We start from the raw sequence: 15,579 nt of genomic DNA on the forward strand, positions 1-15,579 counted from the left end.
TGGGTACTGGAGGACCGGAACACGTTCGTGTTGAGACGGGTCAAACCGGCGAAGTCGGTGCTGAAAAAGCCGAAGGCTTAACCTGACGCGCATGCCCAAAGGGGCGGCAATGAGAAAGCCCAGGGTAGGGAGCAAAGCGACGCAACCCTGGGTACACCGCCAAGAATGATTGGTGCCCTGAAGGGGCACAAGGAGCCTGCCCCCCCCACCAATCAATTCCCGCATCTCAACAACCCCCGCCCGGGCCACCACCCCTCCGACCACACTTCATTCGAAAATTCGACATTCGTCATTCGTCATTCCCTCTCAAACCGCGTGCACCTCCACCCCCTCTGATTGCTCGTCCACCTTCCTCTCCCGCCTCCGCTTCAATCTCTCCCTCCACCCGTCGAACATCAAATAAACCACCGGCGTCGTGAACAAGGTCAGCATCTGACTCAGCGCCAAACCACCCACGATCGCATACCCCAGCGGCTGCCTCAGTTCCGACCCATCCCCATGACCCAAGGCCAAGGGAATCCCCCCGATCATCGCCGCCAGCGTTGTCATCAGGATTGGTCTGAACCGCTTCAGGCACGCCTCGAAGATCGCTTCATCCGCCGCCATCCCTCGATCCCTCTCCGCCTCGATCGCGAAGTCGATCATCATGATCGCGTTCTTCTTCACGATCCCGATCAAGAGGAGGATACCAATGATTGCGATCACCCCGATGTCATACCCGAAAGCCCAGAGGGTCACCAAGGCCCCCAAGCCGGCCGAAGGCAAGGTCGAGAGAATCGTCAATGGATGAATATAACTTTCATACAGCATCCCGAGGATGATGTAGATCGCGATGATCGCCGCCGCGATCAGATAGGGCTGGCTCCGCAGCGAATCCTGGAAGGCCTGCGCCGTGCCTTGGAAGCTGCCGGTGATCGTCGGCGGCAGCCCCATGTCCGCATTCGCCTTCTCCACCGCCGCCACCGCATCACCCAGCGCCACGTTCGGAGCCAGGTTGAAGGAGATGGTCACCGAGGGATACTGCCCGAGGTGGTTCACCGAAAGCGGCTTGTTCACCCCGGTATTGAAGGTCACCAGCGAAGACAGCGGCACCTGTCCGCCGGTCGTCGGTGATGTAAGGAAGATCCGGTCGAAGGTGGAAGGGTCCTTCTGCAGTTCCGGCGGCACCTCGATGATCACCTTATACTGGCTCACCTGGGTATAGAACTGCGTCACCTGCCGTTCGCCGAAGGCGTTGTAGAGCGCCGCGTTGATCGCCTGCGCCGGGATGCCGAAGCGGCTCGCCGCCTGACGATCGATGTCCACGCTCAGGGCTGGGGCGGATGACTCCTGGTCGGAAGTCACGTCCCGCAGCTCGGGCAGCTCTTTCATCTTCTCCATCACCCGGGGTGCCCAAGAGTTCAGCTCGTCCATGTCGGCATCGCGCAGCGCATACTGGAACTGCGTCTTGGACATCATCCCGCCCACGTTCAGGTCCTGCTGGGCTTGAAAGAACATCGTGATTCCCGGCACATGCGCCGTCGCCTTGCGCAGGCGGTCCATCACCACGTTGACCGGATCGCGCTGGTCGCGTTCTTTCAGCGTGATGAAGTAGCGGCTGGCATTCATCGCGCCGCCCCCGCGACCGCCGGATCCCACGCGATTCTGTAGCCCCTGCACCGCCGGGTCGTTCTTGATGATCTCGCCGATCTCCTGCGTCTTCGCGAACATCGCCTCGTAAGAGATGTCCGGCGCCGCCTCCGCCGTCGCATTCATCATCCCGGTGTCCTGCGAGGGGAAGAAGCCCTTCGGCATCTTCATGAAGACGAAACCCGTAAGGGCGATCGTGACCACCAGTGAGAACAGGGTCGACTTGCGGTGACGCATCACGAAGTGCAGCGCGCCTTCGTAGACCTTCTCCAGCCTACCGAAGAAGCCCTCTAGCATCCGGTCGAGCAGAGCCCGCGGCGAGTTGCCGGTCGGCGAATTGTGGTGCCGCAGGAAGCGCGAGCACATCATCGGCACGAAGGTCAGCGAGACAAAGCCGGAAACGAGAACGGCGGTCGTCACCGTCACCGCGAACTCGCGGAACAGGCGGCCCACGATGCCGCCCATCAGCAGTACCGGGATGAAGACCGCGATCAGCGAGAAGGTGATCGATAGAATCGTGAAACCGATCTCGCCCGCACCTTTCAGCGCCGCATCCATCGGCTTCATCCCGTCCTCGATGTGCCGGTAAATGTTCTCCAGCATCACGATCGCATCATCGATCACGAAGCCCACCGAGATGGTCAGCGCCATCAACGAAAGGTTGTTCAGGCTGAAGCCCAGCACGTACATGATCGCGAAGGTCGCGATGATCGAGATCGGCACCACCGCACTGGCGATCAGCGTCGCCCGCAGGTTCCGTAGGAAGGCGAACACCACGATGGTCACCAGCACCACGGTCAGGACAAGGTGGAGCTCCACTTCTTCCACCGAGGCACGGATCGTGCGGCTGCGATCGCTGAGCAGGTCGATCGACATCGCCGGCGGCATCGAGGCCCGCAGTTGCGGCAGCAGCTCGTTCACGCTCTTGATCGTGTCGATCACGTTGGCATCCGCCTCCTTGCGGATGATGATGCCGACCCCGGGCATGTTGTTGACCAAGGCTCCGGAGCGGATCTGCTCGGGCGCGTCCACGGCCACGCCCACGTCGCGGACCCTCACCGGTGCGCCATTGCGATAGGCCAGGATCAGATCGTTATAGGGCTCTGCCTTGAGGAGCTGGTCGTTGGCGTAGATCGAGAGGCTCTGCTTTGGTCCGTTGATGCTGCCCTTCGGCGAGTTGATGGTGGCCGAGGCGATTACCCCGCGGACGTCGTCCAAGCTCATGCCCAGCGCCGCGAGCTTGGCGGGATCCACTCGCACGCGTACCGCCGGCTTCTGCTCGCCCATCACATCGACCTGCGCCACGCCGCCGAGTTGGGAGATCTGCTGCGCCACCACGTTCGCCGCATAGTCGCTCACCTGCGTCAGCGGCAGGACATCGGAAGTCAGGCTCAGCAGCAGGATCGGCGCATCCGCCGGGTTCACCTTCCGGTAGTTGGGCGGGCTCGGCAGATTCGTCGGCAGTTGTCCTGCCGCCGCGCTGATCGCGGACTGCACCTCCTGCGCCGCCGCATCGATGTTCTTGTCCAGGTCGAACTGGATCGTGATCTGGACGTTGCCCAGACCGCTGTTGGAGGTCATCTGCGTGACCCCGGGGATCAACGCAAGCTGGTTCTCCAGCGGGGTCGCCACCGAGGAGGCCATCGTCTCGGGGCTGGCTCCCGGCAAGTTCGCGGAAACTTGGATAGTCGGGAACTCGACCTGCGGTAGCGGCGCGACCGGCAGCAGCGGAAAGCTCACCACACCCACCAGCATGATAGCGATGGTCATGAGGGCCGTGGCGATCGGCCGCTTGATAAAGGGGGCGGAGAGATTCATGACGCTGCCTTTTGTTCGCTGACCTTCGCACCGGGCTTCAGCTTGCTCTGCCCGTCTCTAACAACCCGGTCACCCGGCGACAGGCCCTCCTCGATCACGGTCATGCCTTCCAGCTCCATGCCCGGCTTCACCTGCCGGACTTCCACGGTTTCGTCCGGCTTCAGCAGATAGGCGAAAGGACCGTTCAAGCCCGGTTGCACCACTTCGGTGGGAACCACCACGGCATCGCTCTTGGTCTCCACCAGCACCTTGGCGGACACGTATTGCCCGGGCCACAGGGTATAATCCTTGTTCGGGAAGGTGGCCTTCAGCCGCAGCGTGCCGGTGCTGTTGTCGATCTGGTTGTCCACCAGTTCCAGGCTGCCCTCGTCCAGCAGCTTGCCGCTATCGTCCTCGGCCTGCACCCGCAGTGCTGCCGCTCCCGGCTTCATGTGTGGGCGCAATGCATCCAGATGTCGCTGCGGCAGCGTGAAGATCACCGAGATCGGTTGGAGCTGGGTCAGCACTACCAATCCCTCGGCCTGTCCCGCCGTGACCACATTGCCCTTGTCCACCATCCGGACGCCGGTGCGTCCGGAGATCGGGGCCCGCACCGTCGTGAAATCCAGATCGAGCTGCGCCGCGTCGATTGCCGCTTGGTCCGCCTGCACCAGTGCCTCAAGCTGCCCGGCGGCCGCTTCCGATTGGTCGAGCACCTGACGGCTCACCGCGTTCTCTTTCACCAGCGCCTGCGAGCGTGCCAAAGTGGCCGCGGCACTGGCGAGCTGCGCTTCGTCCTGCGCCTTCTTCGCTCTCGCTTGAGCCAGCACCGACTCATAGGGGCGGGCATCGATCCGCGCTAGCACGTCGCCTTCCTTCACCATCGCGCCCTCGGTGAAGTCCACGCTTTCCAAAGTCCCTCCCACCCGCGGCCGAACCGTCACCGTATTGGACGCCTGCACCGTCCCGAGACCCTCCAGCCACACCGGCACGTCTTGCTTGGCCACCTCCGTCAGCACCACCGGCACGGTCTGCGGTCCCTTCGGCCCCTTGTTGGCCGATGCAGCGAGCGAATTCGCTCGCGCCTTCCAAACCAATAGACACGTGACGGAGAGGACCAGCATCAGGATCCAGGAGAACTTCTTCATGGCGAGGGGGCATCCCTACCACGGAAAGCGCTCCCATGCGTGTCGGCGACCCGCTTTTATCGTCGCGAATTGTCGCGACTCCCGGTCTGCCGACACACTTTGCGACAAATTTTTCCCCGCTCCCCGCCGCTTAGCTGCCATCTTCTGCCTGACCTCATGGAAGAGCTCCCGCACATCGCGGTGGTCGATGACCACCAGGAGATCCGCCAGTTGCTCGTCCGCTACCTCGGCCAGCACGGCTACGCCGTCAGCGAGGCCGCCAGCGCCCAAGAGTTCCGCAACCAGCTCGATGCCGGCCTATGCCCTCATTTGGTCGTACTGGACATCATGATGCCACATGAAGACGGCCTCTCCCTCTGCCGCCACCTCAGGGCTACAAGTTCGTTACCCGTAATCTTCCTCACCGCCATGGCCGAGGACACCGACCGTATCGTCGGCCTCGAACTCGGCGCCGACGACTACCTCGTCAAACCCTTCAATCCCCGCGAGCTCCTCGCCCGCATCCGCGCCGTCCTCCGCCGCTCCAACAATCCGCAAGCCCAGGAAGACAATACTCCCAAGACCGAGCGCCTCCGCTTCGGTGACAAGATCTTCGACCTCACCCGCCACGAAGTAACCGGTAGCGACGGCGTCGCCGTCCCCCTCAGCACCTCCGAGTTCCGCCTGCTCTGCGTCTTCCTCGAACACCCGGGCAAAGTCCTGAGCCGCGACGCATTGCTGGAACTGACGAGCGGCCGCGAAGCCGACGTGTGGGACCGCAGTATCGACAACCAAGTCAGCCGCCTGCGCCGGAAGGTCGAGGAAGACCCCAAGAATCCCGTGCTGATCAAGACCTACTGGGGCGACGGCTACTGCTTCACGGGAAAGGTGAGTCCGGCATGAAGCGCTTCTGGATGCGAAGCCTGACCGGGCAATGGGTCACGCTGGTGCTCCTGGCACTGGCGGTCTCACAGCTGCTGTTCTTCGCGATCTACCGCGGCGACCAGATGCGAACGGTATTCCTGCTCCGGCGCGACGAGTTCCTCTCTCGTGCCGCCTCGGTGTCCCGTCTTCTCGACTCGGCGGAGCCCAACCTACATCCGGGGATTCTCAATGCGGCGAACACCGTTGCGGTGCGCTATTGGCTGGGTGAGAAACCCGCAAACGATCCTATCGAATGGGAGAAAGCGGCCCGCGAGAGCCTGATGGAGTCCTCGCGTCCGCCGCGGCTCGAGGATCTTCCGGTAATCGAGGGTGTGAAATGGGAAGAGCTGACGACTGAAGAATGGAAGGGCGAGTCACAGGCACACTTGCTCCATCTCCCGGACTGGAACGGTTTCGGCCTCACGACGAAGACCAAGGAGGGCTCGTGGCTGCACGCGGTGTACGCCAAGCCGGGGGCTCCGGTGGGTCCGCCTGGGAGCTACTATGTTTCGATGGTGATCACGGCGGTGGCGATTTGCTTCGTGACCGCGCTGGTGGCGCGAAGAGTGGGTCGACCGCTGGGGCGCCTGAGCGATGCGGCGGAGAAGCTGGGGCGCGGTGAGGAAACTCCGCCGCTGCCGGAAGAGGGGGCGGACGACGTGCGGCGCACGGCGGTGGCGTTCAACCGGATGCAGTCACGGCTGAAACTCTATGTGGAGGACCGGACGCGGATGATGGCGGCGATCAGCCATGATCTGCGGACGCCGATCACGTCGCTGAGGTTGCAGGCGGAGTTTGTGAGTGATGCGGAGACGCGCGACAAACTTGTAACCACGCTGGACGAGATGAAGGAGATCACGGAGGCGAGTCTGGCGTTTGCAAGGGAAGATGCTGTTTTGGAAGCTACTCGTAATGTGGATGTTATGGCTCTTTTGGAGAGTTTGTGCGAGGATCTTTCGCAGTTGGGGTGGGAGGTGAGGTTCACGGGAGGGGAGGCGCTGGCGTGGCGGTGCCGGCCGGATTCGCTGCGGAGAGCGCTGAGGAATTTAATCGAGAACGCGGTGCGCTATGGCGGTGCCGCGGCGGTCAGTTCGGAGCGGGGGAGTTCCGAGTTGAAGATCCACATCGACGACGAGGGGCCGGGGATTCCTGCGGCGGAGCAGGAGAAGGTGTTCATTCCCTTCGTGCGGCTGGAGAGCTCGCGGAACCGGAGTACAGGTGGAACAGGTTTGGGTCTGGCGATCGCGCGGACGATCGTGCGGAACCACGGGGGAGATATCTCGCTGCAGAACCGGAGCCCGAAGGGGCTGCGAGCGACGATCCGCCTGCCGCTCGACTAGAGAGCGCATCCGGCCTGCGACCGCCCGTTTCTTCAGGTGGACCTGAAGGGGGAGGCGGGCGGTCGAGGCGGGGAGGGGGATGTGCTATGGGAAAAGGTACCCGAAACTCTCCGGACTGCCTGGGAGGGGGAGCGCGTCAGGCTCCGGCCTAGAGGCCGAGGTCCGGCGCGAAACGATCCGGAGGTTTCGGGGCGATGAGTTAGCTTTTCGCTGTGTCATGAGCTTGAGAAGCAAACCGGCATCTACGGGGTATTGGCGAGGGAAACGGGGATCTTATGCGGAGTCGTGTCTTTTTTTGCGACCGTTTTTGCGCCCGCGCTTGACGGGCTTCCGGCGAGTCGCGATCAAACTGATGATGAATGAGGGTTTGAAGACCTCGGAAACCCAGTTGCGCACTCTCAAGACGCGAGGGTCGGACGGCGACTGGGAGGGTTTTTACCGGAAATATGCCGGGGTGATCCTTAGCTTCTGCAAGAAACAAGGATTAGATGACTTCTCCGCCCGGGACGTGTTACAGGAATCGATGATCCTGTTGATGCGGAAGTTACCGGGCTTCACCTATTCGGAGAGCAAGGGCCGCTTCCGCAACTGGCTGCTGACGCTGGTTTACGGGAAGGTCCGCGACGCACGGCGGCGCCTGATCCGCAGGGCGGAACAACCGTGGCAGGAATCGCCCTTGTCCGGGGAGGCTGCTTCGGCGTCCGTTGGCGAGGATCTGGCCGAAGACGAGGTGGAGAGTGCGTGGAGGATGACGCTTCTCGAAGAGGGGCTGAAGCGACTGAAGCGTAACCCGAGGATCAAGTCGGAGACGATGGAAGTCTTCGAGGCTTGCGTGATCCACAACATGACCATCCCGGCGGTTGCGGCGAAATTCCAGTTGGAGGAGAATAATATCTATCAGATCAAGAACCGGCTGATCCGGAAGTTACGCGAGGAGATCGAAGATCTGGAACAGAACCAAGCACTCCCAACCCCAGGTTCCGTATGAGCGAGCTCGATTTTCAGAAGCGGATTCAAGAGGTGGCCGAGACCGTCGAGATCACGCTGAACGAACCGGACGGCCTATTGGAGCAACTGCGGGCCTTGGACGGGTTGCTGGCTTCGCTGCCAGAGGGCCCCACGGAGCCGTCTTTAATTTTCCGCGATCCGAACGGGAGCATCCAGGTCCGCGGGATCGGCGAGGGGCTGGTTTTCGGTCGCGCGCCGGAATGCGAGGTGGCGTTCCCCGGTTACCGGGAGATCAGCAAACGGCATTTCGAGATCAAGCCGCTGGAGTCCGACTACGTCCTGCGCGATCTCGGCTCGACCAATGGAACCTTCGTGAACTTCGATTCCGCTCCGGTGGACCGGAGATTGTTGATCGACGGGGATCTGATCCGGGTAGCGGCGTTCCGCTTGGCCTTCATCCGCGCCCAAACCACTGATGCGGCCGAGCCCGAACCCGAAACATCCCCCTGAAATCGGGGGCTGGAAGAAGGCTGGATGAACCAGTTCGATTGGCCCAGTATCGAATCCGCCCAGTGCCCGGTGTGTTATGCCGCTGCCCCGTACCGAAATCACGATTTTCCATCGCGAAGAGCTTCTTCTGCGACGGGTGCTGACCCCCGGGCAGTACATCGTCGGATCGGATGACACGGACCTGCAGGTGGATTGTCCGGGGATTTCGCCGAAGCATCTGAGGCTTTCGCTGAGCGCGCACCTGCTCACGGTTGAAGATCTGGGTAGCGAGGAAGGAAGTTTCATCAACAACCGGCGGATCGAGGAACCGGTAAGGCTGTTCCCGAACCAGCGGCTGAAGCTGGGGCCGGAGACCGAACTCGCGGCGACGCGGCTGCGGGAAGATGATGATCCGGAGGCCTCGTGCTCGATCCAGCAAGCCTACGTCGACCGCTTGCTTCCTCCCGAACTGCGCCAGCGGCTGAAGTACGAGGTGAACAACGAAGTCGGACGAGGCGGGATGGGAACCGTCTTCTGCGCCCGCGAGATGCCGATCCGGCGCGAAGTGGCGATGAAGGTGATGCTGACCCAGGCCAGCGAGAGCGCCGTGGCGCGTTTCATCAAGGAAGCCCAGGTCACCGGGCAACTGGAGCATCCCAACATCGTGCCGATTCATGAACTCGGCGTAGATGAGCATGACCAGCTCTTCTACACGATGAAGTACGTGCGCGGGATCACGCTGAAGGAAGCGCTGGCCCGGCTCGGCTATCGTGACGGCGAGGCGCTCCAGCAATTCACACTCACGAACCTGCTCTCGATCTTCGACAAGGTGGCGGATGCGGTGGCCTTCGCCCACTCGCGGCGGGTGGTGCACCGGGATCTGAAGCCCGAGAACATCATGATCGGGAAGTTCGGTGAGGTTCTGGTAATGGACTGGGGCCTGTCTTCGGTGCTGCCGGAAGAAAGCATTTCCGCGAAGAAGAACAGTGCGGCGGCGGGAGCCGACAATGTCTCGTTGCTCTCCGCCGAACTGCCGGGCTTGGACAATGCCGTGGCGGGAACGCCGCAGTACATGGCTCCGGAGCAGGCCCGCGGCGAGCTGCGGTCGATCGGCGTGCGCAGCGACATTTATTCGCTGGGGGCGATCCTGTTTCACATCCTGTTCCTCGAGAAGCCGATCGGCGGCGAGGACATCGACGAAGTGCTGGAGAACGTGCGCGCAGGCCGGACCCGGCTGCAGACGAACGATCTTCCTAACAAGTCGCTGCCGCATCACCCGGGCCAAAGCCCGCCGGTCTCCTTGATCGCCGTGGCGCGGAAGGCGATGGCGCTGGCCCCGGGAGACCGCTATGCGAGCGTGAAGGAACTCCAAGCGGATATCCGGAACTACTCGGCCGGATTCGCCACGGAAGCGGAGAAGGCGGGCGTAAGGCGACAACTTCTGCTAGGGCTGCAACGCTACCGGCGCGAAGCGATCTGGGGAGGTATCTTCCTCGCCGTGCTCGCGGTGTTCGGCACCTCGGCGCTGGTGCGCTTGCTGCACGAGCGGAAGCGGACCGACGCGGCGCTCGCCCAACTGAGGGCCACTGCGCCGTCCTTCATCGGGCAAGCCCGGATGCAGGTGAGACTGCAGGACTTCGCGGAGGCTCGCAAGGCCTTGGACTATGCGCTGCTGTTGCAGCCGAATGTGGCGGAAGCCCATTTGCTCAAAGCCGACATCCTACAAGCGGAGCAGAAGTTCGAAGAGGCTGCGGTTTCGTATCGGGAAGCGGCGCGGCTTGATCCTGCGATCCAGCGGTCCCTTGCGAACGCGCAACTCAGCGAGCGGCTGGCTGCGAGTGTCGCCAGCAAAGGCACGCTGTCGCGAGAGGAGATGGGAGAACTCTTCGAGGTGATGGTGAACGAAGGCCGACTTCCCGGGTTGCTTCTGCCCCTGAGCCAGATTCTCGGACGTGAGAACGCGCTGACCCGGCAAGTCTGGCGGGACAAACTCAACCAACTTGCCAGTCCGGAGGACCGCCCGTGGGACACCCGCCTGATCGTTCGTCCGGACGGGCAACTGGAACTTGATCTGAGCGATACCGCCATCGCGGAGCTGAGCCCGATCGCCGACATGCCGATCCGGGTGTTGAACCTCCGGAACTGCGAACATCTCAAGAGCATTGCTCCCTTGCAGGGAATGCCGCTCCGATCCCTGATTCTGGATGGCAGCGGAGTCACTGACCTATCGCCGCTCAAAGAACTGAAATTGGAGGATCTATCGATTGCGGGGACCGGCGTGACCGACCTAACGCCGCTGGCGGGAAGCAGCCTGGTGCGCTTGGATTGCTCCGATATCCCGGCCAGCTCCTTTTCTCCTCTGGCGCAGACCGGGCTGGAGACGCTTTCGCTTGCGGGAACCTCAGTGGGTGAGCTGTGGTTTCTACGGGGCCTGCCCTTGCGCGTGTTGAGGCTAGACGATTGCCCGTCCGCCCGCGGCTATTCGGCGTTGCTCGACTTGGAAAACCTGGAAGTGCTGACGCTGCCGAAGAACTTCTACGATCTGCCGGTCGAGGAGCTGCCGAGCATCCGCGCCCTGAGCCGGCAGCCGCGGCTGCGGCAGATCCTGGCGGAGGCGGTGCCGACCTTCCGCCTGGGCAAGGAAGAGAATAGCGAGGCTTTCTGGAAGCAGTGGGAGCCGGAGCTGGCGTGGCTGGAGATGCTGCGCCGCGGGCAGAAAGGAACAGCGGAGCGACTGACGGACGGGAGCTGGTCGGTGAGCTTGCGCGGTACTGCCACGGTGGATCTCGGCTTCCTGAAGGGCGCGAAGATCAGCAAGCTGGATCTCTTCAACACGGCGGTGATGGATCTGAAGCCTCTGGCGGGAATGCCGCTGCAAAGCCTGGACATCCGCTTGAGCAAAGTCGCCGACCTCGGTCCGCTGCGGGGCATGCCCTTGAAGGAACTGCTCCTGTGGCGGAACGCGGTGACGGACTTCACGCCGATCTCCACGCTGGCCGAACTGGAGGTGCTGGATCTCACCGAGACCCCATTGTCCGATCTGACGGTGATCAAGGTGCGGCGGCTGAAGATGCTACGGCTCGGCAGCACGAAGATCACCGATCTCTCGCCGCTGGCGGGGATGTTCCTCGAGAAGCTGCATTGCGACGCGGTGGAAGTGACGAGCATCCGGCCGCTGCTGAAGTGCGAGGGCCTGCGCTGGCTGATCCCGCCGGTGGCAGCGACCGATATCGAAGTGCTCAGGGGTCACCCGACACTGGAGCGGATCTCCTACTTCTGGAATGCGGAGAGCGAGCCGACGATGACCGCGGAGGAGTTCTGGAAGACCCGATAGCGAAGCCGATCTGTTAGATGCGGGCTGGCGTAAGATCCGGGTCCTGCGTGCCAATACTTTTCTGCCCACTTTTCCCCAGCACACCCCCACCACGATGGCCAATCGCTTTGAAGAACTCTGGCATTATCACTCCGAGCCCCAGTCCGACCGCACGTCCGAATGGAATACCGAGACGAAAGGGATGCAGCCGATGGCTCTGGCCGAGTCCGACGGTGCCCAATTCGACATCGGCTTCCTGACCGCGAGCCTGCGGCCGAACCACCAGGTCAGCCTGATCACGGAGGCGACCGGTTGGTCGCGCGAGATCTTCGGGGTCTATTGGTACGGGGCGTGGCGCTTCCGCCTGCTGAAGTCGAGCTTCCGTCACGGGAGCAAGTATCGCTTCCGTCTCAACGGGTGCGTGGAATCGCAGACCCTGACGCTGAAGAGTCCGCATGACGTCTACCTGAAGGAGGGTGACGTGATCTTCCCGGAGACTCCGGCGCGCTACATCCACGGCTACGAGAACCTGCGGGTGAGCGAAGACCAGCAGCAGCAGAACGTGTTTCAGCCGCTGCCTTCGGAGTATGTCGACTGGGACATCATCGTCATCGGCTCCGGGATGGGCGGAGGGACGCTGGCGGATGCGCTGACCGATCACAAGGGAGCGAGCCCGCGGGTGCTGGTGCTGGAAGCCGGGCCGCTGGAATACGACACGCACATCTACAACAAGCCGCTGGCGGCCTTCGGGCGCTCGATCAACGGCCACGAGGTCCGCAACTACGAGAAGGACAACGATCACTCGAGTTTCGGGATGTTCCCGCAGATGAACTTCGGTGGACGCTCGCTGTTCTGGTCGGGATTGATCCCGCGGATGAAGGACTGGGAGCTGGCGCACTGGCCGAAAGCGATCGCGGACGACCTGCGCGAGCACCGCTACGACAAGGCGGAGGCGGTGATGCGCAAGCACGTGACGAGCGGGGAATACCAGGAAGATCTGATCAAACAGATGTCGGCGAGGTTTCCGGGATTCGAAGTGGTGGATACCCCGCGCTCGCTGCACCAGCCGGAGATCCGCAAGGATGGCTCGAGGCCGGATAGCGTTCTCCATCGATCAACAGGAACTTATTCCAGCGCGGAGCTCTTGCTCGACTCGCTGCGGAGCCCGGCGGATCCGGGAAGCGGGCGGCTCTTCGCGCAGTGCAACCACCTGGTGACCGAACTGGTGACGGAGAACGGCCGGGTGACGGAGGTGGTCTGCCAGGACCTGGTGGGCAACCGGGAGCGGAGATTCCGCGGGAAGTATGTGGTGCTGGCGGCAGGCTCGCTGGAGAGCGCGCGGCTGGCGATGGTGAGCAAGCTGGAGCCGGGCGAGCTGATCGGGAAGGGTCTAACCGATCATCCCTCGTATTACGCGCCGAACGATGGCAATTTCCTGCTGAAGGAAACCTCGCGCTATGCGGGCAGGGACTTCCATGCGAAGATCTTCCTCTATCCGAAAGAGCAGTGGGCGGGACACTGGTTCAACATCGAGATCGTGATCAACGGGGACTACTGGAACTCGCGCCATGCGGACGACGACGTGCAGATCAAGTGCCACCCGAAGGACATCCGCTCGACGGTGAACTTCAAGTTCATCTTCGGCAGCCCGCTGATCGACAGCAACTGGGTGGCGCTGGGCGGGCCGGACGGCAAGCTGCGGGTGAACGTGCCGCCGAATCCGCATGGCGAGAACGCGCGCGAGTCCGTGCGCAAACTGCTGGCGGATCTGATGGAATTCCTGGAGGTGGAGCCCGCGGACCTGAACGACTGGCGGAGCCTGCACTTCGGCAACGGGGGTACGGTGAACCATGCGGGCGGGACGCTGCGCACCGGCGAGCCGGGCAGCCCGCGGGTGCTGGACGAGGACCTGAAATTCGAGCGCTACGAGAACCTCTATGTTTGCGATCCCTCGGCGTATCCGTACATTCCGGCGGCGAATCCATCGCTCACGCTGGTGGCGCTGGCGCTGCGGCTGGGTGATCATCTGATCGGACGGCTGCAAGAGGATCGGGAGAAGCAGGGAGACAAGCGGGCGGAGGATCCGACTCCGCTGGAGATCCCGCGGCCGCGGATCATCATCGCCGAAGGCTCGGCCGCGGCCAGCAGACACGAAGGGTTGGGGAACATGCCCTTCGCCGGTGGCACGGCATTCCGGGTGTGGGCGCCCTTCGCGAAGTCGGTGGCGGTGGCCTTTTATCCGCATCCGCAGCGGAACCCCGCGGCACCTTCGCACATCGCCTATCTGGCCCAGGAGGAGCTGGGCTACTGGTCGGTGGATGTGCCGGGGGTGGAGCCTGGCCACTGCTACCGCTACCAGATCACGAACCGGGAGACGGCGAACGTTTCGACGAGGATCGATCCCTATGCACGGGAGGTGACGAACTCGATCGGGCATGGGATCGTGAGTTCCCGGGAGTTCCCCTGGCAGGTGAACGACTACCAGATGCCGGAGGCGAGCACGCTGGTGATCTACGAGCTGCATCTGGGGACCTTCGACGATGATCCGGGTGACCGGCCCGGAACCCTGGCGCGGGCTGCGAGCCGGCTCGGGCATCTGGCGGACCTAGGGGTGAACTGCATCCACGTGATGCCCCCGAACGAATTCGCGGCGGACCGCTCCTGGGGCTACAACGTGGCGCTGCCCTTCGCGATCGAGGAGGCATACGGCGGGGTGAGCGAGTTCAAGAAGTTCGTGGACGAGGCGCACCGGCTGGGGCTGGCTGTGATCACGGACTGTGTCTTCAACCACTTCGGCCCGGGGGACCTGGAGTCCTGCCTGTGGCAATTCGATGGCTGGCAGGAGCGGGGACAGGGCGGGATCTACTTCTATAACGACGAGCGGGGCATGACCCAGTGGGGGCCACGCCCGGACTTCGGCCGCGAGGAGGTGCGGCGCTACATCCGGGACTATGTTTCCTTCCTGTTAGAAGAATGCCGCTGCGACGGGCTGCGGATCGACAGCACCTGCAACATCTGGGGCTTCAACAACGGCGAGGGGTGGAATCCCGAGGGCTACGACCTGCTGCGCTCGATCGCGGACGATGTGAAGAACCGCTATCCGCATCCGCGGCAGAAGATCCTGATCGCCGAGGACTGGCACAACGACGGGTGGGTGACGCGGCCGACGCATGAGGGCGGCGCGGGGATGGACGCGGAGTGGCACTGGTTCGTGCACGAGGCGCGGCGGGCGCTGATCCCGCCCGCCGATCATGAGCGCGACATGGGCTCGGTGGCGCGGGCGCTGCATGCGAACTTCAACGGGGATGCCTTCACGCGGGTGATCTACACGGAGTCCCACGATGAATCCGGCAACGACGACAATCTGGCGCGGAAGATCGACCGCCACGATGCGGACTCCTGGTATGCGAGGAAGCGGACAACGCTGGGTGCGGCACTGCTACTGACGGCGCCGGGGATCCCGATGCTGTGGCAGGGGCAGGAGATCCATTGGACCGGGCGCTTCACGGACGAGGTGCCGCTGGATTGGAAGCGGCTGGCTCAGTTTCCGGGGATCTATCAGCTCTACAAGGATCTCTGCCACCTCCGGAGGAACTGGTATAACCACACGCGCGGGCTGCGCGGGCAGCATCTGAACTGCCAGATGGTGGATGAGGAGAACAAGGTGATTGCCTACCACCGCTGGGACCAAGGCGGGCCGGGGGACGATGTGATCGTGATCCTGAACTTTTCCCACCGGAGCTGGACCAACTACGTGGTGGGCCTGCCGCGCGAGGGGACTTGGGAGTGCCGCTTCTCCAGCGATTGGGGAGGGTATGGCCCGGACTTCGGGAACCACGGGGGCCATGCGGTGGAAGCGGTGGCGGAGCCGCGACAAGGGCTGGGATACCATGCGCGGTTCGAGTTGGCGCCGTATTCGGCGGTGATTTATTCGCAGGGTGGGTGAAGGCGGGTTTGAAGGGGAGGAGGTTCGGCCGGGGTGGTGGGCCGCGACCTCCTTGTGCCCCTTCAG

At 63.0% G+C, this 15,579-nt stretch carries 8 protein-coding genes; 6 read left to right on the top strand and 2 right to left on the bottom strand.

What is annotated here, in order from left to right; all coding sequences use genetic code 11:
• Window positions 1-306: 306 nt before the first annotated feature.
• On the bottom strand, window positions 307-3,447 hold the full coding sequence (locus OJ996_RS25395) for an efflux RND transporter permease subunit (protein WP_264516569.1): 3,141 nt from the start codon (window positions 3,445-3,447) through the stop codon (window positions 307-309).
• A complete protein-coding gene (locus tag OJ996_RS25400; protein WP_264516570.1) occupies window positions 3,444-4,574 on the bottom strand; it encodes an efflux RND transporter periplasmic adaptor subunit in 1,131 nt (376 codons plus the stop codon). Before OJ996_RS25400 ends, OJ996_RS25395 begins: the two co-directional genes overlap by 4 nt.
• Before the next feature lie 156 nt (window positions 4,575-4,730).
• Here OJ996_RS25400 and OJ996_RS25405 point away from each other — a divergent pair, with 156 nt between their 5' ends.
• The 6 genes from OJ996_RS25405 to OJ996_RS25430 all read left to right on the top strand — a co-directional run bounded on the left by OJ996_RS25405 (window position 4,731) and on the right by OJ996_RS25430 (window position 15,513).
• Entirely contained in the window at window positions 4,731-5,456 is a 726-nt protein-coding gene (locus OJ996_RS25405; RefSeq protein WP_264516571.1) for a response regulator, read from the top strand.
• The gene (locus OJ996_RS25410; protein ID WP_264516572.1) at window positions 5,453-6,817 is read left to right on the top strand and encodes an ATP-binding protein; all 1,365 of its coding nucleotides are present in this window, start codon (window positions 5,453-5,455) and stop codon (window positions 6,815-6,817) included. Before OJ996_RS25405 ends, OJ996_RS25410 begins: the two co-directional genes overlap by 4 nt.
• A gap of 355 nt (window positions 6,818-7,172) precedes the next feature.
• On the top strand, window positions 7,173-7,805 hold the full coding sequence (locus tag OJ996_RS25415; RefSeq protein WP_264516573.1) for an RNA polymerase sigma factor: 633 nt from the start codon (window positions 7,173-7,175) through the stop codon (window positions 7,803-7,805).
• The gene (locus tag OJ996_RS25420) at window positions 7,802-8,275 is read left to right on the top strand and encodes an FHA domain-containing protein (RefSeq protein ID WP_264516574.1); all 474 of its coding nucleotides are present in this window, start codon (window positions 7,802-7,804) and stop codon (window positions 8,273-8,275) included. The genes OJ996_RS25415 and OJ996_RS25420 overlap by 4 nt, the downstream gene beginning before the upstream one ends.
• A gap of 76 nt (window positions 8,276-8,351) precedes the next feature.
• The gene (locus tag OJ996_RS25425; RefSeq protein ID WP_264516575.1) at window positions 8,352-11,588 is read left to right on the top strand and encodes a protein kinase domain-containing protein; all 3,237 of its coding nucleotides are present in this window, start codon (window positions 8,352-8,354) and stop codon (window positions 11,586-11,588) included.
• Window positions 11,589-11,682: 94 nt separating this feature from the next.
• Window positions 11,683-15,513, top strand: a complete 3,831-nt coding sequence (locus OJ996_RS25430; protein WP_264516576.1) for an alpha-amylase family glycosyl hydrolase — start codon at window positions 11,683-11,685, stop codon at window positions 15,511-15,513.
• The last annotated feature ends 66 nt before the right edge of the window (window positions 15,514-15,579 follow it).

The sequence above is a fragment of the Luteolibacter rhizosphaerae genome, assembly GCF_025950095.1.
Classification (GTDB): Bacteria; Verrucomicrobiota; Verrucomicrobiia; order Verrucomicrobiales; family Akkermansiaceae; genus Haloferula; species Haloferula rhizosphaerae.

Coding starts and splice junctions, on each gene's coding strand:
- OJ996_RS25395 (WP_264516569.1), bottom strand. CDS start 3,447: ATGAATCTCTCCGCCCCCTTTATCAAGCGGCCGATCGCCACGGCCCTC.
- OJ996_RS25400 (WP_264516570.1), bottom strand. CDS start 4,574: ATGAAGAAGTTCTCCTGGATCCTGATGCTGGTCCTCTCCGTCACGTGT.
- OJ996_RS25405 (WP_264516571.1), top strand. CDS start 4,731: ATGGAAGAGCTCCCGCACATCGCGGTGGTCGATGACCACCAGGAGATC.
- OJ996_RS25410 (WP_264516572.1), top strand. CDS start 5,453: ATGAAGCGCTTCTGGATGCGAAGCCTGACCGGGCAATGGGTCACGCTG.
- OJ996_RS25415 (WP_264516573.1), top strand. CDS start 7,173: ATGAATGAGGGTTTGAAGACCTCGGAAACCCAGTTGCGCACTCTCAAG.
- OJ996_RS25420 (WP_264516574.1), top strand. CDS start 7,802: ATGAGCGAGCTCGATTTTCAGAAGCGGATTCAAGAGGTGGCCGAGACC.
- OJ996_RS25425 (WP_264516575.1), top strand. CDS start 8,352: ATGCCGCTGCCCCGTACCGAAATCACGATTTTCCATCGCGAAGAGCTT.
- OJ996_RS25430 (WP_264516576.1), top strand. CDS start 11,683: ATGGCCAATCGCTTTGAAGAACTCTGGCATTATCACTCCGAGCCCCAG.